15 protein-coding genes, 3 tRNA genes, 3 rRNA genes, 1 other RNA gene and 1 other annotated feature are annotated in these 20382 nt (G+C 47.3%); of the genes, 18 read left to right on the top strand and 4 right to left on the bottom strand.

Annotation, left to right across the window (positions count from 1 at the left end; translation table 11 throughout):
• Window positions 1–85: 85 nt before the first annotated feature.
• Window positions 86–202: ribosomal RNA gene (gene rrf / locus BV455_RS08745) — 5S ribosomal RNA — on the top strand.
• Between the two features lie 55 nt (window positions 203–257).
• Here the strand turns inward: rrf and BV455_RS08740 are convergent.
• Window positions 258–1247, bottom strand: a complete 990-nt coding sequence (locus tag BV455_RS08740; protein ID WP_042411976.1) for a YaaC family protein — start codon at window positions 1245–1247, stop codon at window positions 258–260.
• Window positions 1248–1375: 128 nt separating this feature from the next.
• Here BV455_RS08740 and guaB point away from each other — a divergent pair, with 128 nt between their 5' ends.
• From guaB to BV455_RS08710, 6 genes are all read left to right on the top strand, one after another.
• Window positions 1376–2842 (top strand): IMP dehydrogenase, encoded by a 1467-nt coding sequence (gene guaB / locus BV455_RS08735; protein ID WP_017434497.1) that lies wholly within the window; start codon window positions 1376–1378, stop codon window positions 2840–2842.
• A gap of 130 nt (window positions 2843–2972) precedes the next feature.
• Window positions 2973–4304: a serine hydrolase gene (locus BV455_RS08730; RefSeq protein ID WP_100225060.1), complete on the top strand. Its 1332-nt coding sequence runs from the start codon at window positions 2973–2975 to the stop codon at window positions 4302–4304.
• A 140-nt stretch (window positions 4305–4444) separates the two neighbouring features.
• A complete protein-coding gene (pdxS, locus tag BV455_RS08725; RefSeq protein ID WP_017434499.1) occupies window positions 4445–5329 on the top strand; it encodes a pyridoxal 5'-phosphate synthase lyase subunit PdxS in 885 nt (294 codons plus the stop codon).
• Window positions 5330–5348: 19 nt separating this feature from the next.
• A complete protein-coding gene (gene pdxT / locus BV455_RS08720; RefSeq protein ID WP_017434500.1) occupies window positions 5349–5939 on the top strand; it encodes a pyridoxal 5'-phosphate synthase glutaminase subunit PdxT in 591 nt (196 codons plus the stop codon).
• A 52-nt stretch (window positions 5940–5991) separates the two neighbouring features.
• Window positions 5992–6208: a binding site (T-box leader), on the top strand.
• A gap of 52 nt (window positions 6209–6260) precedes the next feature.
• Window positions 6261–7535: a serine--tRNA ligase gene (gene serS, locus BV455_RS08715; RefSeq protein WP_042411980.1), complete on the top strand. Its 1275-nt coding sequence runs from the start codon at window positions 6261–6263 to the stop codon at window positions 7533–7535.
• 89 nt (window positions 7536–7624) lie between these two features.
• Window positions 7625–7715, top strand: a tRNA-Ser gene (locus tag BV455_RS08710).
• Between the two features lie 103 nt (window positions 7716–7818).
• Here BV455_RS08710 and BV455_RS08705 read toward each other — a convergent pair.
• From BV455_RS08705 to BV455_RS08695, 3 genes are all read right to left on the bottom strand, one after another.
• The gene (locus BV455_RS08705) at window positions 7819–8499 is read right to left on the bottom strand and encodes a deoxynucleoside kinase (RefSeq protein WP_042411993.1); all 681 of its coding nucleotides are present in this window, start codon (window positions 8497–8499) and stop codon (window positions 7819–7821) included.
• Entirely contained in the window at window positions 8499–9134 is a 636-nt protein-coding gene (locus BV455_RS08700; RefSeq protein ID WP_042411982.1) for a deoxynucleoside kinase, read from the bottom strand. Before BV455_RS08700 ends, BV455_RS08705 begins: the two co-directional genes overlap by 1 nt.
• A 94-nt stretch (window positions 9135–9228) precedes the next feature.
• Entirely contained in the window at window positions 9229–10515 is a 1287-nt protein-coding gene (locus BV455_RS08695; RefSeq protein WP_042411984.1) for a glycoside hydrolase family 18 protein, read from the bottom strand.
• An 84-nt stretch (window positions 10516–10599) separates the two neighbouring features.
• Here BV455_RS08695 and tadA point away from each other — a divergent pair, with 84 nt between their 5' ends.
• From tadA to BV455_RS08640, 11 genes are all read left to right on the top strand, one after another.
• On the top strand, window positions 10600–11082 hold the full coding sequence (tadA, locus tag BV455_RS08690; protein ID WP_017434505.1) for a tRNA adenosine(34) deaminase TadA: 483 nt from the start codon (window positions 10600–10602) through the stop codon (window positions 11080–11082).
• Window positions 11083–11135: 53 nt separating this feature from the next.
• Window positions 11136–11400, top strand: an RNA gene (ffs, locus tag BV455_RS08685) — signal recognition particle sRNA large type.
• A gap of 118 nt (window positions 11401–11518) precedes the next feature.
• Window positions 11519–13201, top strand: coding sequence for a DNA polymerase III subunit gamma/tau (gene dnaX / locus BV455_RS08680; protein WP_042411986.1), 1683 nt, complete (start codon window positions 11519–11521; stop codon window positions 13199–13201).
• 27 nt (window positions 13202–13228) lie between these two features.
• A complete protein-coding gene (locus tag BV455_RS08675; protein ID WP_017434507.1) occupies window positions 13229–13555 on the top strand; it encodes a YbaB/EbfC family nucleoid-associated protein in 327 nt (108 codons plus the stop codon).
• Between the two features lie 10 nt (window positions 13556–13565).
• Entirely contained in the window at window positions 13566–14162 is a 597-nt protein-coding gene (recR, locus tag BV455_RS08670; RefSeq protein WP_042411988.1) for a recombination mediator RecR, read from the top strand.
• Window positions 14163–14184: 22 nt separating this feature from the next.
• The gene (locus BV455_RS08665; protein ID WP_042411990.1) at window positions 14185–14409 is read left to right on the top strand and encodes a YaaL family protein; all 225 of its coding nucleotides are present in this window, start codon (window positions 14185–14187) and stop codon (window positions 14407–14409) included.
• Between the two features lie 78 nt (window positions 14410–14487).
• On the top strand, window positions 14488–14754 hold the full coding sequence (locus BV455_RS08660) for a pro-sigmaK processing inhibitor BofA family protein (protein ID WP_042411991.1): 267 nt from the start codon (window positions 14488–14490) through the stop codon (window positions 14752–14754).
• A gap of 434 nt (window positions 14755–15188) precedes the next feature.
• Window positions 15189–16744: ribosomal RNA gene (locus BV455_RS08655) — 16S ribosomal RNA — on the top strand.
• 249 nt (window positions 16745–16993) lie between these two features.
• A tRNA-Ile gene (locus tag BV455_RS08650) sits at window positions 16994–17067 on the top strand.
• A 9-nt stretch (window positions 17068–17076) separates the two neighbouring features.
• A tRNA-Ala gene (locus BV455_RS08645) sits at window positions 17077–17152 on the top strand.
• 286 nt (window positions 17153–17438) lie between these two features.
• A 23S ribosomal RNA gene (locus tag BV455_RS08640) occupies window positions 17439–20369 on the top strand.
• The 16S and 23S rRNA genes sit together here with 2 tRNA genes alongside, the layout of an rRNA operon.
• Window positions 20370–20382 lie beyond the last annotated feature (13 nt).

Raw genomic sequence — 20382 nt, 5'->3', positions numbered from 1 at the left:
AGCAGACGGTTATCTAGTTTTGAAGGAATGAAAACTTCTTGACAATGAGTATAGTTCCATTATAATAAAACTTGTCCATTACTTGCCTAGTGACTATAGCGGAGAGGAAACACCCGTTCCCATCCCGAACACGGAAGTTAAGCTCTCCAGCGCCGATGGTAGTTGGGGCCAGCGCCCCTGCAAGAGTAGGTCGTCGCTAGGCAATTATGTTTATGAAGCATCCTGCCTCTTACACATAGGCAGGATGCTTTTTCATTTTATCGAAAATCAAGGGAATGAAATTTCTTTATTAAGTATTGATAAAGCAATAACGGCACTTTCTCTGCGGTTAAAGATAGAAATTGGACGATCAAGATATATGCTTTGCTCGGATAAGAGTGCAATAACTCACTCCACCACTCCGTTTCGTACCGAGAAATCATGCTTAAGTTGTATAATAATAAATAATGGACAATGATTTCGGGGAACATAAATATTTTTTCTCTTTTCGTAGGAATGTAATATGTCCCATTGAGATGAAATAGAAATGGCTCACAACCAATTGGCTGTAACGGTGATTCCATATGGAAATGAAGAAACCGCTCTTCCTCTTTGGCAAACGTAATGTTTAAAAAATGCCATTCTTGCTCTATGTGGTAAATAAATCGATTTAACGTCATATGATAATAGTCCAAAATATCTTTTGGAATGGCGATGGAATGATTCGAAGGGTTATGTATTATTTTTAAGGATAATATTTTTTTATTGCCACTAAATAGCGAAAACATTTCATGTAGCTCACATATTCGTTGCAGCAGTGTGCCCATGCGAAATTTTTCCCCTGTTAGCTGTTTCACATGAAACATTTTTTCAGAAAAATGAGTAAACAATCCGTTCTTTTGTACTTTTACCTCATCATCCAAAAATTCATAGCCTTGTTTCTTTCTTTTTCTTGTCGATACTCCGTGCGCCAAGACGGAAGTGGATTCGGGATAATCTGCATCGACGGTAAGGAGACAAGCCTTTAGAAGCTGTACCATTCCGTAAAATAAAAGGACAGGCTTGATGGACAACGGAGCATGACGTGCCGTTGCATAAAAGCTTTGTCCGTGTTCTAAATAATAAAGAAACGGATAACAGTTCGTATAGCTCTTTTGCACGGCATCTGCCCGTTCTTGTTCAATATAGCACTGGTAAAGAAGCTGTTGGGCTGTATCAGCTGAATGAAAGATGATAAATTTGTTTTGCATGTTTCCGTAATCAAACATTTCCATCCTCCTTATTATCATCATTTAGTGGAAATAACTGAAAAGTTGAACATTTTCTATACTCCTTGACAGTAGTTTAACCAGTTGTTAAGCTACTAATAATAATTTCCGGACAAGGGGGAGAAAACATGTGGGAATCCAAATTTGCCAAAGAAGGATTAACTTTTGACGATGTGCTTCTCATTCCTGCCAAATCCGATGTATTGCCTCGTGATGTCGATGTGACGACGAAATTAAGTGAAACGTTGCAATTGAACATTCCGATCATTAGCGCGGGAATGGATACGGTCACGGAAGCAGAAATGGCGATTGCCATGGCAAGGCAGGGCGGTCTTGGCATTATTCATAAAAACATGTCCATTGAACAGCAAGCCGAGCAAGTCGACAAAGTAAAGCGTTCGGAACGAGGAGTTATTACCGACCCATTTTTCTTAACCCCTGAGCATCAAGTGTATGATGCAGAACATTTAATGAGCAAATACCGAATTTCCGGCGTGCCAATTGTGAACAATGAGAAAGAACAAAAGCTCGTCGGCATTATTACAAACCGTGATTTGCGTTTTATCCAAGATTATTCCATTAAAATCGCCGACGTAATGACAAAGGAAAATTTAATTACTGCACCTGTCGGGACGACGCTGGAAGAAGCAGAAAAAATTTTGCAAAAGTATAAAGTGGAAAAACTACCGCTCGTTGATGAAAATGGAGTATTAAAGGGGCTTATTACCATTAAAGATATTGAAAAAGTCATTGAATTTCCAAACTCCGCTAAGGACGCCAAAGGACGTCTCATTGTCGGGGCTGCTGTCGGCGTGACTGCTGATACGATGATCCGCGTGAAAAAGCTTGTAGAAGCAAACGTGGACGTCATTGTCGTGGACACGGCGCACGGCCATTCGAAAGGTGTCCTCGAGACTGTCCGCAAAATTCGTGAGCAATATCCAGATTTAAACATTATCGCGGGCAATGTCGCAACAGCAGAGGCGACACGCGACTTGATCGAGGCAGGCGCCAACATCATCAAAGTCGGAATCGGGCCTGGATCCATCTGTACGACACGTGTCGTCGCCGGGGTTGGGGTGCCGCAAATTACGGCGATATACGATTGTGCGACAGAAGCGCGCAAACATGGCGTCCCGATTATCGCTGATGGCGGAATTAAATATTCCGGAGACATCGTAAAGGCGATAGCGGCGGGAGCTCATGCCGTGATGTTGGGCAGCCTTTTGGCCGGCGTATCGGAAAGCCCAGGAGAAACGGAAATTTATCAAGGAAGACGGTTTAAAGTGTACCGTGGAATGGGTTCGGTCGCTGCCATGGAACGGGGCAGCAAAGACCGCTATTTCCAAGAGGACAACAAAAAATTTGTCCCGGAAGGAATCGAAGGGCGTGTTCCGTACAAAGGACCGCTAGCGGACACTATTTATCAGCTTGTTGGCGGCCTGCGTGCGGGAATGGGATATTGCGGAACAAGAAATTTAGAAGAACTGCGCGAAAAAACGCAATTTATCCGGATGACGGGTGCCGGATTGCGTGAAAGCCACCCGCATGACGTGCAAATTACGAAAGAAGCTCCAAACTACTCTGTTTTCTAACGATAGGGCTGTGTCTATTTACCTAACTTAAGGCGGAGAAATTTCTCCGTCTATTTTTTTGTGAGCGGGTATGTTACAATAACGTTTGTGTGAGGAGGGTTCGAAAGTGAAGAGAGTCATACAAAAAACGATGATTGGTTTCCTTGTTGCTTGCTTATGTTTAGGTTTATTGCCGTTTCAAGCAGCAAAAGCAGAGAGTGATCCATTGGATATCAATGCTGATGCGGCAATTTTGGTGGACGCCGACACAGGGAGAATTTTGTATCAAAAAAACATTGACACTGTTCTTGGTATCGCCAGCATGACAAAAATGATGACGGAATATTTACTGCTAGATGCCATTAAGGAAAAACGGGTAAAATGGGATCAACAATATACGCCAAGCGATTACGTTTACCGGCTTTCGCAAGATCGTAGTTTGTCGAACGTTCCGTTGCGGAAAGATGGAAAATATACTGTTCGCGAACTTTACGAAGCAATGGCCATTTATTCAGCCAACGGAGCCACAGTAGCGATTGCTGAAATTGTCGGCGGTTCCGAGAAAAATTTCGTAAAAATGATGAACGAAAAAGCGAAACAATTAGGATTGAGAGACTACAAATTTGTCAATGCGACTGGATTAAGCAATAAAGATTTAAAAGGTTTTCACTCAGAAGGAACGAATGTAAATGATGAAAATGTGATGTCAGCACGTGCAATGGCAACATTGGCCTACCGTTTGTTAAAGGATCATCCGGAAGTGCTGAAAACAGCAAGTATCACCCATAAAACATTCCGTGAAGGAACAGACGATGAAATTAAGATGGATAACTGGAACTGGATGCTGCCAGGGTTGGTTTATGCCTACCCAGGAGTTGATGGTTTAAAGACAGGATATACGGAATTTGCAGGAAATTGCTTTACAGGGACAGCGAAGCGCAACGGCGTCCGTTTCATCACGGTGGTGATGAACGCAAAAGACAACAGCGGGAAATCAACGAGGGAGGCTCGCTTCGAAGAGACGCGGAAACTGTTTGACTATGGATTCAGCAATTACTCTAAGAAAGAACTATACCCGAAAGGATATCAACTGAAAGGGAATAAAACCCTTCCGGTCGTAAAGGGGAAAGAAAAGACTGTATCGATTGCAACGGACAAGCCGCTCTCTGTATTAGTGAAAAGCGGCGAAGAAAAAAATTATCGTCCTGTTTATGTTTTCGATAAAAAGAAATTGACCGATCAAGGCGAATTAACGGCTCCAATCAAAAAAGGAGAAAAAGTTGGATATATGACATTGCAATACAAAGGCGAAGATTCGTATAGCTTCTTAAATCCGGACATGAAGAAAAATGTGAGCGTAAATATCGTAGCAAAAGAGAGCGTCGAAAAGGCGAACTGGTTTGTGCTCACTATGAGAGGAATCGGCGGATTGTTCGGCGATCTATGGACAAGTGTAGCAAAAACGGTCAAAGGCTGGTTTTAAGAGCTTCTTCCTTTGGAGGGAGCTTTTTCTATTGTGATTTTTAAAAAAATTGAGGTAAAATAGAAAAATGTAATCATCTAAACTGTGATATTTCAACCCAGCTATCACAGTATGAAGATAGAAATAAGGGGGAATAAAAGATGGCAATTACGGGTACGGACCGTGTCAAACGAGGGATGGCAGAAATGCAAAAGGGCGGCGTCATCATGGATGTCGTCAATGCGGAACAAGCGAAAATTGCCGAGGCAGCCGGCGCAGTGGCGGTAATGGCGTTAGAACGCGTTCCTGCTGATATTCGCGCTGCTGGCGGCGTGGCTCGCATGGCGGATCCAACGGTCATTGAGGAAGTGATGAATGCCGTATCGATCCCTGTGATGGCCAAAGTGCGCATCGGCCATTACGTAGAGGCGCGCGTGTTGGAGGCGCTAGGGGTAGATTATATTGACGAAAGCGAAGTATTGACGCCAGCCGATGAAGAGTTTCATATTGATAAACGACAATTTACCGTTCCTTTTGTATGCGGCTGCCGTGATTTAGGAGAGGCAGCGCGCCGCATTGCGGAAGGCGCATCGATGCTGCGGACAAAAGGGGAACCAGGAACGGGAAACATTGTCGAAGCAGTGCGGCATATGCGCAAAGTCAATGCGCAAATACGTAAAGTGGTCAGCATGAGCGAAGACGAATTAGTGACAGAAGCCAAAAATTTAGGAGCTCCAGTCGAAGTATTGCGTGAAATTAAGCGGTTAGGCCGTCTTCCAGTTGTCAACTTTGCCGCTGGCGGGGTCGCGACTCCGGCAGACGCGGCACTGATGATGCACTTAGGGGCAGACGGCGTATTTGTCGGCTCTGGTATTTTCAAATCGGAAAATCCAGAAAAATACGCACGGGCAATCGTTGAAGCTACCACCCATTACGAAGACTATGAGTTAATTGCTCATTTATCGAAAGGATTAGGCGGCGCAATGCGCGGCATTGATGTCGCATCATTATTGCCAGAGCAACGGATGCAAGAGCGTGGTTGGTAAGTAAAGGAGCAATGGGACAATGAAAATTGGAGTACTTGGCTTACAAGGTGCGGTACAAGAACATGTTCGCTCTATTGAAGCATGTGGGGCAGAAGCAGTTGTCGTAAAAAAACCAGACCAGCTTGCAGAACTGGATGGTCTCATTCTCCCTGGCGGCGAGAGTACAACGATGCGCCGTCTTATGGATAAATACGGATTTATGGAGCCGTTAAAACAATTTGCCGCGTTAGGAAAACCGATGTTCGGCACGTGTGCGGGGTTAATTTTGCTGGCGAAACGAATTGTCGGCTACGATGAACCACATTTAGGACTGATGGATATTACTGTCGAGCGAAATTCCTTCGGTCGTCAGCGCGAAAGTTTTGAAGCGGAACTTTCGATTGCAGGGATTGCTGATGATTTTATCGGCGTGTTTATCCGCGCTCCACATATTGTGGAAGTCGGCGAAGACGTCGAAATTTTGGCCAAATATGAGGACCGCATTGTCGCAGCAAGACAAGGACAATTTCTTGGATGTTCATTCCATCCTGAATTGACGGATGACCACCGCATGACGCAATATTTTCTTAATATGGTGAAAGAAGCAAAGCATAAAACGGGTTGCGTTTGAGAAAAACTTGTAGTACATTATTGATACAAGTAATGCGGCAAAAGTGTATAACGCGAAAGCGATGAAAGGAACTAGTAGCAAGACCGTTTCTCTTCAGAGAGTCGGTGGGTGGTGTGAACCGATGGGGAACGCTTGTGAATCCGTCCTTGAGCAAAATGCTGAATGCGTAAGCTAGTAAGCATTTTCGGTTTTTCGCCGTTATCGGTGCAAGCGGAAGACAACCTTGTCTTCAATAAGGGTGGCAACGCGGGATTGCTCTCGTCCCTTTTTGGGACGAGAGTTTTTATTTTATATAATAATAAACGAAGGAGGTATTGGCTCATGCTCGATATCAAATTTTTACGCAACCATTTCCAAGAAGTAAAAGAAAAACTGCAACAGCGCGGCGAAGATTTGGCGAATATAGATCGCTTTGAAGAGCTTGACAAAAAGCGGCGTGAACTGATTACGAAAGCAGAAGAACTAAAAAATACAAGAAATGAAGTATCGCAACAAATCGCCGTGCTAAAACGTGAGAAAAAAGATGCGGAACATCTGATTATGCAGATGCGCGAAGTTGGCGAGCGCATTAAAGCAATGGATGAAGAGATCCGACAAGTGGAAGAGGAGCTAAATGCCCTGTTGTTGTCCATTCCAAACGTTCCGCATGAATCGGTGCCTGTTGGCAAGTCAGAGGAAGATAATGTGGAAATTCGCAAATGGGGAGAGCCGCGGTCGTTTTCGTTTGAGCCGAAACCGCATTGGGAAATTGCTGATCAACTTGGCATTCTTGATTTTGAGCGGGCTGCGAAAGTCACAGGAAGCCGATTTGTCTTTTACAAAGGGCTAGGTGCCCGTTTGGAGCGTGCGTTGATTAACTTTATGCTTGATGTGCATATTGAAGAGTTTGGCTATCAGGAAGTGCTGCCGCCGTATTTGGTCAACCGGGCCAGCATGACGGGTACAGGGCAACTGCCAAAATTTGAAGAGGATGCATTTCGCGTCGAAAACGAAGACTACTTTCTTATTCCGACGGCGGAAGTACCAGTGACGAATCTGCATCGCGATGAAATTTTATCAGCCGAAGATTTACCGATCTACTATGCGGCTTACAGTGCATGTTTCCGCGCTGAGGCCGGCTCTGCAGGGCGCGACACGAGAGGGCTGATTCGCCAGCATCAGTTCAACAAAGTGGAGCTGGTGAAGTTTGTCAAACCGGAAGATTCGTATGAGGAATTAGAAAAACTGACGAATCAGGCGGAGAGAATTTTGCAGCTGCTCGGACTGCCTTATCGTGTGGTATGTTTATGTACGGGAGATTTGGGCTTTTCGGCTGCGAAAACGTACGATATTGAAGTCTGGCTGCCAAGCTACGGAACGTATCGGGAGATTTCTTCTTGCAGCAATTTTGAAGCGTTTCAGGCACGCCGCGCCAATATCCGTTTCCGTCGCGATCCGAAAGCGAAGCCGGAGTATGTGCATACGCTCAATGGCTCAGGTTTGGCTATCGGCCGTACGGTTGCCGCTATTTTGGAAAATTATCAGCAGGAAGACGGAACGGTTGTCATTCCAGAAGTATTGCGCCCATATATGGGAAACAGAGACGTTATTCGCTAGCCAAAAAGAAGCGGGGTTGCGCCCCGCTTTCACTATACAAAGATGTTGACTTTTATCGACGATAATGTTATATTGAATGACGTCGGCACGGAGGAGTACCCAAGTGGCTGAAGGGGTCGGTCTTGAAAACCGAGAGGCGCCGCAAGGCGCGCGGGGGTTCGAATCCCTCCTCCTCCGCCATGAAAGCAAATGAAGAGTACCAACGCGCATAAGTGGAGATTGTCATCCGGAACAATTCGTTACGTTATCGTAACGAATTTTTATTTTCAAGAAAAATAACCGCCTAACGAAGGCGGTTATTTTTTATGTGTTCATATTCACGAATAATCGCTGCTGCTTTTTGAATAATCGGTTCGATCGATCGCTCATCTTCGATAATGTCGTATTCGTTAATGTTTATACGCAAAACAGGGCAGACGTTAAATTTGTTAATCCATGCTTCATAGCGTTCATACATTTCCTTCCAATAGGATACGGGTGTTTTTTGCTCCATTGGACGTCCGCGCTCACGAATGCGTTTCATCACTTCGTCAAAATTCCCTTCCAAATAAATAAGCAAATCGGGATGAGGAAAATACGGTGTCATCACCATTGCCTCGAATAAGCTTGTATATGTTTCGTAATCAACCGCTGTCATCGTCCCGTTTTCAAAGTGCATTTTTGCAAAAATTTGGGCGTCTTCATAAATAGAACGGTCTTGAACAAACCCGCCGCCGTATTCAAACATCCGCTTTTGCTCTTTAAACCGCTCGGCGAGAAAATAAATTTGCAAATGAAAACTCCAACGCTCAAAATCGTCGTAAAACTTCTCCAAGTATGGATTCGTATCTACTTTTTCCAACGAAGTGCGGAAATTCAATGCTTTTGCCAATGCTTTTGTCATTGTCGATTTACCAATGCCTACAGTGCCGGCGATCGTAATGACTGCATGATCTGGAATGTAGTATTTTTCACGTAGATTCATCATGATGAAGCTCCTTTTACTGCATGGTTTATTTGTTCTAATATGTAATGTAAATCTTCTTTCCGTTGCACGAAGTCAAGCTGATCTCCATTAAAGCGGAGAACAGGGATGTGCGGATGTTTCCGCTCGAATAGGGAAAAAGTTTCTTCATAGTCGGTGCAAAGCTGCTGTAAATAGAGCGGATCGATGTTTTTTTCAAAATCACGACCGCGTTGTTGGATACGTGTCAACAAGGTGTCAAGGCTGGCATGCAAGTAAATGATGATATTCGGCTGTGGCAAACCATCGGTTAAAATATCATAGATTTTTGCATACTTTTGATAGTGGTGATTTTTTAACGTTCTTTTCGCAAAAATCAAGTTTTTTATCATATGATAATCCGCAACGACTGGGATTTTTTGTTGAAGAAAACGGCAGTGAATCTCCTCTAATTGTTTGTAGCGATGGCAAAGAAAAAACATTTCGGTTTGGAAGCTCCATTCCTCCATATTTTCATAAAATTTCCCGAGAAATGGATTTTCCTCAACAATTTCTTTTACTAAATGATAATGGAACTGTTTGGCGATTGCTGCAGCTAACGAGGTTTTTCCTACCCCTATTGGGCCTTCCACTGCAACAAATGGAACGTTCCTCATGTTCTACTTCTCCCTTCTTCGTAAACAAACAATTTTTATTCTAGCATAAAAAAACGCACTTGGGCATGTTTCCAAGTGCGAGGGAAAAAAGGATTTATCTTTTTACGACAGTAAAATTGTCGGTTAGAAGCAGCCAGTTTTGCGGGAAATCTAATCCTAATTTCCAATAGCTCATTCCCCGTAAGCCAAGCTCTTTGACTAAATTAAATTTTGCTTGAATGGAGCGGGCGTCTTCAAACCAAACTTCATGTTCTTTTCCGTTTTCATCCCGATAGCGGAAATGTGGAGCTTGTGCTCTCGTATCGTATTGAATGGCAACGTTGTGTTGGGCAGCAAGACGGATGGCTTGCTGCGGGCTGATCGCCCGCGCATATGGTCCGCCTGGAACATATGGAAGGGTCCAGTCATATCCATATAAGTTTTGTCCCATTAAAATTTTCCCTGCAGGCATTTCAGAAATCGCGTATTCGAGCACCCTGCGGACGGGGCCGATTGGAGAAACCGGCATCGGCGGGCCGCCGCTATACCCCCATTCGTACGTCATAATGACGACGAAATCGGCGATTTGGCCGTGGGCACGGTAGTCGTGCGCCTCATACCAGCGTCCTCTTTGCGTGGCGCTCGTTTTCGGAGCCAACGCCGTAGACATCATCCATCCTTCTTGCTCGAACCGCCGCTTCGCTTTTCGTAAAAACGAATTATACGCCTCGCGGTCTTGAGGGCGCAAGTATTCCATATCAAAGTGGATATCGCGGAATCCGTATTTTTTGGCGGTCGTGACGATATTCTCTAAAAGCCGGTTTTGCAGTGATTCATTGTTTAAAATAATCGCTCCTAGTTCATCGCTAAACTGATCGTTTTCAATATTAGTGATGACCATGATTAAAGTAACACGATTCGCGCGGGCGATAGATGGAAAATTATTCAATGGAGGCTCTTTCAGTGTCGCGTTTCGCTGGATTTGAAAACGAAATGGAGCTAAATAAGTTAAATATGGAGCGGCTTGGCGAGCGCTTTCCTCCAAAGCTGGGCTGACAGTTGTTCCGCGAGGTTCGATATATCCGTTAAATTCAGCTCTGCGCTTGGTTGCTGGAGGGATATATAACCGCTGTCCAACTTGTAACGGACTGTTAAGAGAAATACGGTTTACTTCGGCAAGCCGCTGCATTGGAATGGAAAATCTGCGGGAAATCGACCATAAACTATCGCCGCGCTGCACCCAGTAAAAACGGCCGACGATTGGAATCACAATTGCCTGGCCGACGACAAGATCGTTAGGATTTGGCAACTGATTTGCCCGAATGATGTCTTCTGGAGTCGTATTATACGCTTGCGCGATTCCACTTAACGTTTGCCCGCTTTGTATGACATGGATTTGCATACTTTACCTCCCAGTTGCGTCTTCGTTCCTCTTATTTTATGATGGAAAAAGAGCAGAAATGACCGTTTTTGCGAGGAGTGGAGCATGATCAGCGACGAATACTATATGCGTTTGGCCATAGAAGAAGCAAAAAAAGCGGAACAGATAGGAGAAGTCCCGATTGGAGCGGTGATTGTTCAAGGTGGCCGTGTTATTGCCCGTTCCCATAATTTAAGGGAAACAGAGCAGCGCGCGATTGCCCATGCAGAAATTTTAGCGATTGATGAAGCATGCAAAGCAACACGTTCATGGCGCCTAGAAGATGCAACATTATATGTCACACTAGAGCCTTGTGCGATGTGTGCCGGCGCCATTGTCCTTGCCCGCATCAAGCGTGTTGTGTTCGGCGCTAGCGACCCAAAGGGGGGCTGTGCTGGGACGTTAATGAATTTACTTCAAGAAGAGCGGTTTAATCATCAGACTGAAGTGACAAGCGGGGTATTGGGCGAAGAATGTGGGCAAATGTTAAGCAATTTTTTCCGCAAGCTTCGCGAGAAAAAGAAAAATGTTGGGCAAAGTTCCAATTAAATTACAACGTGCAGTCATTGCATTTTTTTCGCAAAACCGCTATACTTATATTGCCGTGCTAAGCGGGGAGGTAGCGGTGCCCTGTACTCGCAATCCGCTCTAGCGAGGCTGAATTCCTTCTCGAGGTTAGTCTGCTGTAAGGTCTGTCTCAAGTAAGTGGTGTTGACGTCTGGGTCCCGCGCAATGGGATTCCGTGAACCCTGTCAGGTCCGGAAGGAAGCAGCAGTAAGCGGATGCTCCCATGTGCCGCGGGGGTGCCTGGACTGAGCTAACTGCTTGAGCAACGCTTGGGGCAGCTAATCGACAGAAGGTGCACGGCCTTACATATCGAAAAGCAAACTCACTCCTTGCGAGTGAGTTTTTTTTATTTCTTATTTTAAAAAAAGAAGAAGACATTATATAATAGATGAGACGAGAAAAAGAGGAGGGCCATTTCGTGACGTATCAAGCTTTATATCGTGTTTTTCGGCCGCAGCGATTTGCTGATGTAGTCGGTCAAGAACACGTAACGAAAACATTGCAAAGTGCCCTGCTTCAAAATAAAATATCTCATGCCTATTTGTTTTCCGGTCCGCGCGGTACAGGAAAAACAAGCGCTGCCAAAATTTTTGCCAAAGCGGTAAATTGTGAGCATGCCCCGACGGCGGAACCGTGCAACGAATGTCCAGCGTGCATTGGCATTACGAACGGCACCATTCCAGATGTGCTAGAAATCGACGCGGCTTCGAATAACAGGGTGGATGAAATCCGCGATATTCGCGATAAAGTGAAATTTGCGCCGACATCGGTTCGATACAAAGTGTATATTATCGATGAGGTGCATATGCTTTCGATCGGTGCTTTCAACGCGTTGTTAAAGACGCTAGAGGAGCCGCCAAAGCATGTTATTTTTATATTAGCAACAACAGAACCTCATAAAATTCCGCTTACGATTATTTCCCGGTGTCAGCGCTTTGATTTTCGGAGAATTCCTTTGCCTTCCATCGTCGCAAGGTTAAGACATGTCGTCAGTCAGCAAGGCATCAAAGCTGCCGATGAGGCGTTGTCTGCAATCGCGCGCGCGGCTGATGGCGGGATGCGCGACGCGCTAAGTTTGCTTGATCAAGCGATTTCCTTTAGTGACGGACAGTTGCTGCTTGAAGACGTCCTTGCTATGACCGGAGCTGTATCCTCTGCAACATTGGCTTCGCTAGCGCAGGCCATATATGAGAAAGATACGGCAGCAGTATTGCAGCTGCTTGAGAACATGATGGATCAAGGGAAAGATCCGAACCGTCTTATCGAAGATTTAATTTTTTATTATCGCGATCTTTTGCTCTACAAAACGGCACCGCATGTAGAAGGGGCAATAAAAGGCGCTATCGTGGATGACGCGTTTAAACATCTGGCGGAGGCCGTGCCGGTCTCTGACCTATATGAAACGATTGAAGTGTTAAATAAAAGCCAGCAAGAGATGAAATGGACGAATCATCCGCGCATTTTTTTAGAAGTTGCACTAGTAAAGCTATGCCATCCACAAGCTTCACACGCATTGCCGCCTTCCGAAGAACTTCAATCGCTGATAAAAAGGGTAGAATATTTGGAAGCGGAACTGCGCCGTATGAAGGAACAAAATGTAGCTGCCGCGACAGCAACTGCCGCGCCAGCTAAAAGACAAACAAAAGGGCTAAAAACAGGAGGATATAAAACACCAGTTGGCCGGATTTACGAAATATTAAAGCAAGCGACTCATCAAGATTTGGCGTTGATTAAAAGCCATTGGGCCGAGATGCTGGATACGCTGAAAAAGCAACATAAAGTATCTCACGCGGCCTTACTGCAAGAAAGCGAGCCAGTTGCCGCCAGTCCAACTGCATTTGTGTTAAAGTTTAAGTATGAAATTCACTGCAAGATGGCGGCTGATAATACGAATTATGTGAAAGATAATTTAGAGGCCATTTTATTTGAACTAACGAAAAAGCGCTTTGAAATGGTAGCTGTTCCTGAAGAAGAATGGGGCAGGATAAGGGAAGAATTTATTCGTGGAAAAGAAGCCAAGCAGGAACAGGAGGAAGAAGATCCTTTAATAGCGGAAGCAAAGCGGCTGTTTGGCGAGGAATTAATTGAAATTAAAGAATAAAGAAATGGTATGAAGGAGGAAAACACGATGATGCGTGGTGGAATGGGAAATATGCAAAAAATGTTAAAGCAAATGCAAAAAATGCAAAAGGAAATGCAGAAAGCACAAGAACAACTAGGTGAAAAAACAGTAGAAGGCACCGCAGGAGGCGGTATGGTGACAGTGATCGCGAACGGTCATAAAAAAATTTTGGAAGTGAAAATTAAAGAAGAAGTAGTGGATCCGGAAGATATCGAAATGCTTCAAGATTTAGTGTTGGCAGCAACCAATGATGCGTTGAAAAAAGCGGATGAGCTTGCAAACGAAATGATGGGACAATTTACAAAAGGATTGAATATTCCGGGATTGTTCTAGGAGGAGTTTTATGCATTATCCTGAGCCGATATCTAAGCTGATTGACAGTTTTATGAAGCTTCCCGGAATCGGGCCCAAAACAGCAGTTCGTCTTGCCTTTTTTGTTTTAACGATGAAAGAAGATACGGTGTTGGAATTTGCTAAAGCGCTTGTGGACGTCAAACGCAATATTAAGTATTGTACGATTTGCGGCCATATTACGGATACAGACCCTTGTTATATTTGCAAAGATGAAAGACGCGACAAAACGACGATATGTGTTGTGCAAGATCCGAAAGATGTCATTGCTATGGAAAAAATGAAAGAGTATAATGGGCTTTACCATGTGTTGCACGGCGCGATCTCGCCGATGGAGGGCATCGGCCCAGAAGATATAAAAATTGCCGAGTTGTTAAAAAGGCTGCAAGACGAAACAGTACAGGAAGTAATTTTAGCGACAAACCCGAATATTGAAGGGGAAGCGACAGCGATGTATATATCGCGGTTATTAAAGCCGACGGGAATTAAGGTGACAAGAATTGCCCATGGCCTCCCAGTGGGCGGCGATTTGGAATATGCCGATGAAGTAACGCTTTCAAAAGCCTTAGAAGGACGCCGGGAATTGTAGAAAGAGAAAGAGGTGGAGACCCTTGTTATGGCGACGGAAAGGCTGGTTGAAAAAGGAGTTTGATTTAAAGCTAGCAAGGCAATTACAGGAGATGAGAGACGAATGGTATGAGCAGAAACGGCTCATTGAAAAAAGCGTAGATCCATCGGAGGACGTATTAGTAGCGCTTCATATCGCCGAAGCGAAATATTTTTTTCTCATCCGGGAAGCAAAGCATCGACGTATATCACTAAAGGGAGTGAATTAAACTTCCTTTATTTTTTTGTTCTTTTTTCCCCCGTTTATCATACCTTTGTAGTACAAGCAATAAAAGGGGGCATAGAGAATGGAACCAAAGGTAGTCATTCTTTTAATATTGTCGATGATTGTGGTTTTGTTATTAGTAGGCGCGCGATTAAAAGCGCTTCGGTTTATAGGATATGGGGCGATCAGGCTGGTCATTGGCGCGTTGGCGTTATTTGTGATTAATGCAATCGGGGGAAATTTTAGTGTTCATATACCGATCAATCTCGTAACGTCGTTCATATGCGGGTTTCTAGGAGTACCAGGAGCTGCGGCGTTAATCATTATCGATAAGTATATTGTCATGTAAAAGATAAAGAAATAATGCTAGTAGCGGAATTTTTCGATGATGGAAAGGCGTTATATATCTTAGAAACGCCTTTTTATATTTTTTAGAAAAACCTATTGACTTTCATTTTTATATGTATTATATTAATAAACGTCGCTGTTAAATAAATATAAAAATTATATTGACAGCATATAAATTGATATGTATAATATATAAAGTGTGTTAAAGTTCCTTGAAAACTAAACAAAACGCAAGCGTCAATCAAGAAAAGCGGAGGCTCGTAGCTTAACCGCGACGGGCAAATGTTCTTCGCCTGCAGGGGTGCTTGTCACCCCGAAGGCGAAGGTTATTTGACCCCCGAGCGGTTGCGAGCCGAAGCTAGACGATAAGAAAGGTGGAGGCACCGCGACGCCTTACGGTGTCGGTGCTGAAGCTAAAAATCAGCCAATCAACTTTCTATGGAGAGTTTGATCCTGGCTCAGGACGAACGCTGGCGGCGTGCCTAATACATGCAAGTCGAGCGGACCGAGCAGGAGCTTGCTCTTGTTCGGTTAGCGGCGGACGGGTGAGTAACACGTGGGTAACCTACCCGTAAGACCGGGATAACTCCGGGAAACCGGAGCTAATACCGGATAACACCAAAGACCGCATGGTCTTTGGTTGAAAGGCGGCTTCGGCTGTCACTTACGGATGGGCCCGCGGCGCATTAGCTAGTTGGTGAGGTAACGGCTCACCAAGGCGACGATGCGTAGCCGGCCTGAGAGGGTGACCGGCCACACTGGGACTGAGACACGGCCCAGACTCCTACGGGAGGCAGCAGTAGGGAATCTTCCGCAATGGACGAAAGTCTGACGGAGCGACGCCGCGTGAGCGAAGAAGGTCTTCGGATCGTAAAGCTCTGTTGTTAGGGAAGAAGAAGTACCGTTCGAATAGGGCGGTACGGTGACGGTACCTAACGAGAAAGCCCCGGCTAACTACGTGCCAGCAGCCGCGGTAATACGTAGGGGGCGAGCGTTGTCCGGAATTATTGGGCGTAAAGCGCGCGCAGGCGGTCCCTTAAGTCTGATGTGAAAGCCCACGGCTCAACCGTGGAGGGTCATTGGAAACTGGGGGACTTGAGTGCAGAAGAGGAGAGCGGAATTCCACGTGTAGCGGTGAAATGCGTAGAGATGTGGAGGAACACCAGTGGCGAAGGCGGCTCTCTGGTCTGTAACTGACGCTGAGGCGCGAAAGCGTGGGGAGCAAACAGGATTAGATACCCTGGTAGTCCACGCCGTAAACGATGAGTGCTAAGTGTTAGAGGGGTCAAACCCTTTAGTGCTGTAGCTAACGCGTTAAGCACTCCGCCTGGGGAGTACGGCCGCAAGGCTGAAACTCAAAGGAATTGACGGGGGCCCGCACAAGCGGTGGAGCATGTGGTTTAATTCGAAGCAACGCGAAGAACCTTACCAGGTCTTGACATCCCCTGACAACCCTGGAGACAGGGCGTTCCCCCTTCGGGGGACAGGGTGACAGGTGGTGCATGGTTGTCGTCAGCTCGTGTCGTGAGATGTTGGGTTAAGTCCCGCAACGAGCGCAACCCTCGCCCCTAGTTGCCAGCATTCAGTTGGGCACTCTAGGGGGACTGCCGGTGACAAACCGGAGGAAGGTGGGGATGACGTCAAATCATCATGCCCCTTATGACCTGGGCTACACACGTGCTACAATGGGCGGTACAAAGGGCTGCGAACCCGCGAGGGGGAGCCAATCCCAAAAAGCCGCTCTCAGTTCGGATTGCAGGCTGCAACTCGCCTGCATGAAGCCGGAATCGCTAGTAATCGCGGATCAGCATGCCGCGGTGAATACGTTCCCGGGCCTTGTACACACCGCCCGTCACACCACGAGAGCTTGCAACACCCGAAGTCGGTGAGGTAACCCGCAAGGGAGCCAGCCGCCGAAGGTGGGGCAAGTGATTGGGGTGAAGTCGTAACAAGGTAGCCGTACCGGAAGGTGCGGCTGGATCACCTCCTTTCTAAGGATGACACGAAAAGCGGAAGCGCCGCGATTAGCTCTCGAAGCCAAATGTTCTTCACCCGCAGAAGTGCTTGTACTTCGAGGGGGGAGGTTATTTGGCAGAAGAGAGCTAGGCGCTGGAGCTAGACATACAAAAAGCGGAAGCGCGTAGGCGACTTCCTATTGACAATGACACTAAAATAAGTTATAATGACGCTTGTCGTTTTGTTTAGTTTTGAGGGAACTTCTCCTTAACCATTTCCATAATGGGCCTATAGCTCAGCTGGTTAGAGCGCACGCCTGATAAGCGTGAGGTCGGTGGTTCAAGTCCACTTAGGCCCATCAATGTGTGGGGCCTTAGCTCAGCTGGGAGAGCGCCTGCTTTGCACGCAGGAGGTCATCGGTTCGATCCCGATAGGCTCCACCATTTTAGCGAAAAAATACTTTAATTTATTTTGCGCCTGCGTCTTCTAGTGAATTCAAAGAAGCTGGATTCCTCGGCGCAAGGCAGCAAAGAAGCTGATTCAAGGTAGTAGCCTTGTTCCTTGAAAACTAGATAACCGGAAAGAAAAGCGGAGGCGCCGCGGTGAGCTCTCGAAGCCAACTGTTCTTCACCCGCAGAAGTGCTTGCACTTCGAGGGGGAAGGTTATTTGGCAGAAGAGAGCTAGGCGCCGAAGCTAGACAGAGGAAGAAGCCGAGAAGCGCTGATGTTGGTTAAGTTAGAAAGGGCGCACGGTGGATGCCTTGGCACTAGGAGCCGATGAAGGACGGGGCAAACGCCGAAACGCTTCGGGGAGCTGTAAGCAAGCGTTGATCCGGAGATGTCCGAATGGGGGAACCCACTGCCCGTAATGGGGCAGTATCCATACCTGAATCCATAGGGTATGGAGGGCACACCCGGGGAACTGAAACATCTTAGTACCCGGAGGAGAAGAAAGCAAACGCGATTCCCTGAGTAGCGGCGAGCGAAACGGGAACAGCCCAAACCAAGAGGCTTGCCTCTTGGGGTTGTAGGACCACTCACATGGGAGTGACAAAGGAACGGGGTAGACGAAGCGGTCTGGAAAGGCCCGCCAGAGAAGGTGACAGCCCTGTAGTCGAAACTTCGTTCCCTCCCGAGTGGCTCCTGAGTACGGCGGGACACGGGGAATCCCGTCGGAAGCAGGGAGGACCATCTCCCAAGGCTAAATACTCCCTAGTGACCGATAGTGAACCAGTACCGTGAGGGAAAGGTGAAAAGCACCCCGGAAGGGGAGTGAAAGAGAACCTGAAACCGTGTGCCTACAAGTAGTCAGAGCCCGTTAATGGGTGATGGCGTGCCTTTTGTAGAATGAACCGGCGAGTTACGATGGCGTGCGAGGTTAAGTCGAAAAGACGGAGCCGCAGCGAAAGCGAGTCTGAATAGGGCGTATAGTACGTCGTCGTAGACCCGAAACCAGGTGATCTACCCATGTCCAGGGTGAAGGTAGGGTAACACCTACTGGAGGCCCGAACCCACGCACGTTGAAAAGTGCGGGGATGAGGTGTGGGTAGGGGTGAAATGCCAATCGAACCTGGAGATAGCTGGTTCTCCCCGAAATAGCTTTAGGGCTAGCCTCAAGGGAAGAGTCTTGGAGGTAGAGCACTGATTGAGCTAGGGGCCCTCATCGGGTTACCGAACTCAGTCAAACTCCGAATGCCAACGACTTATCCTTGGGAGTCAGACTACGAGTGATAAGATCCGTGGTCGAGAGGGAAACAGCCCAGATCACCAGCTAAGGTCCCAAAGTGCACGTTAAGTGGAAAAGGATGTGGAGTTGCCCAGACAACCAGGATGTTGGCTTAGAAGCAGCCATCATTTAAAGAGTGCGTAATAGCTCACTGGTCGAGTGACTCTGCGCCGAAAATGTACCGGGGCTAAACGTGCCACCGAAGCTGTGGGATGACCGCTGGTCATCGGTAGGGGAGCGTTCTAAGTGCGTCGAAGCGAGACCGGAAGGACTCGTGGAGCGCTTAGAAGTGAGAATGCCGGTGTGAGTAGCGAAAACAGAGGTGAGAATCCTCTGCACCGAAAGCCTAAGGGTTCCTGAGGAAGGTTCGTCCGCTCAGGGTTAGTCGGGACCTAAGCCGAGGCCGAAAGGCGTAGGTGATGGGCAACAGGTAGAGATTCCTGTACCACCTCCTCACCGTTCGAGCGATGGGGGGACGCAGGAAGGTAGGGCGAGCAGGCTGCTGGAATAGCCTGTCCAAGCGGTTAGGCTGCCAGATAGGCAAATCCGTCTGGCATAAAGGCTGAGCCGTGATGGCGAAGGGACCATCGGTCCCGAAGTCCCCGATCCTACACTGCCAAGAAAAGCCTCTAGCGAGGTGAGAGGTGCCCGTACCGCAAACCGACACAGGTAGGCGAGGAGAGAATCCTAAGGTGCGCGGGAGAACTCTCGTTAAGGAACTCGGCAAAATGACCCCGTAACTTCGGGAGAAGGGGTGCTCTCTTGGGTGATGAGCCCGAGGGAGCCGCAGTGAAAAGGCCCAAGCGACTGTTTATCAAAAACACAGGTCTCTGCGAAGCCGAAAGGCGAAGTATAGGGGCTGACACCTGCCCGGTGCTGGAAGGTTAAGGGGAGCGCTTAGCGAAAGCGAAGGTGCGAACCGAAGCCCCAGTAAACGGCGGCCGTAACTATAACGGTCCTAAGGTAGCGAAATTCCTTGTCGGGTAAGTTCCGACCCGCACGAAAGGTGTAACGACTTGGGCACTGTCTCAACGAGAGACCCGGTGAAATCATACTACCTGTGAAGATGCAGGTTACCCGCGACAGGACGGAAAGACCCCGTGGAGCTTTACTGCAGCCTGATATGGAATTTTGGTATCGCTTGTACAGGATAGGTGGGAGCCTGGGAAGCCGGAGCGCCAGCTTCGGTGGAGGCGCCGGTGGGATACCACCCTGGCGGTATTGAAATTCTAACCCGCACCCCTTATCGGGGTGGGAGACAGTGTCAGGTGGGCAGTTTGACTGGGGCGGTCGCCTCCCAAAAGGTAACGGAGGCGCCCAAAGGTTCCCTCAGAATGGTTGGAAATCATTCGGAGAGTGCAAAGGCACAAGGGAGCTTGACTGCGAGACGGACAGGTCGAGCAGGGACGAAAGTCGGGCTTAGTGATCCGGTGGTTCCGTATGGAAGGGCCATCGCTCAACGGATAAAAGCTACCCCGGGGATAACAGGCTGATCTCCCCCAAGAGTCCACATCGACGGGGAGGTTTGGCACCTCGATGTCGGCTCATCGCATCCTGGGGCTGTAGTCGGTCCCAAGGGTTGGGCTGTTCGCCCATTAAAGCGGTACGCGAGCTGGGTTCAGAACGTCGTGAGACAGTTCGGTCCCTATCCGTCGCGGGCGCAGGAAATTTGAGAGGAGCTGTCCTTAGTACGAGAGGACCGGGATGGACGCACCGCTGGTGTACCAGTTGTCCCGCCAGGGGCACCGCTGGGTAGCTATGTGCGGAAGGGATAAGCGCTGAAAGCATCTAAGCGTGAAGCCCCCCTCAAGATGAGATTTCCCATCGCGTCAAGCGAGTAAGATCCCTCGAAGATGACGAGGTCGATAGGTCCGAGGTGGAAGCGTGGCGACACGTGGAGCTGACGGATACTAATCGATCGAGGACTTAACCAAGAAAAGCGTAGGC

This window comes from Parageobacillus caldoxylosilyticus, assembly GCF_019272935.1.
Lineage (GTDB): Bacteria > Bacillota > Bacilli > Bacillales > Anoxybacillaceae > Saccharococcus > Saccharococcus caldoxylosilyticus.
The sequence above is the reverse complement of the archived record's forward strand: the minus strand, read 5'-3'. Positions and strand labels throughout refer to the sequence as shown.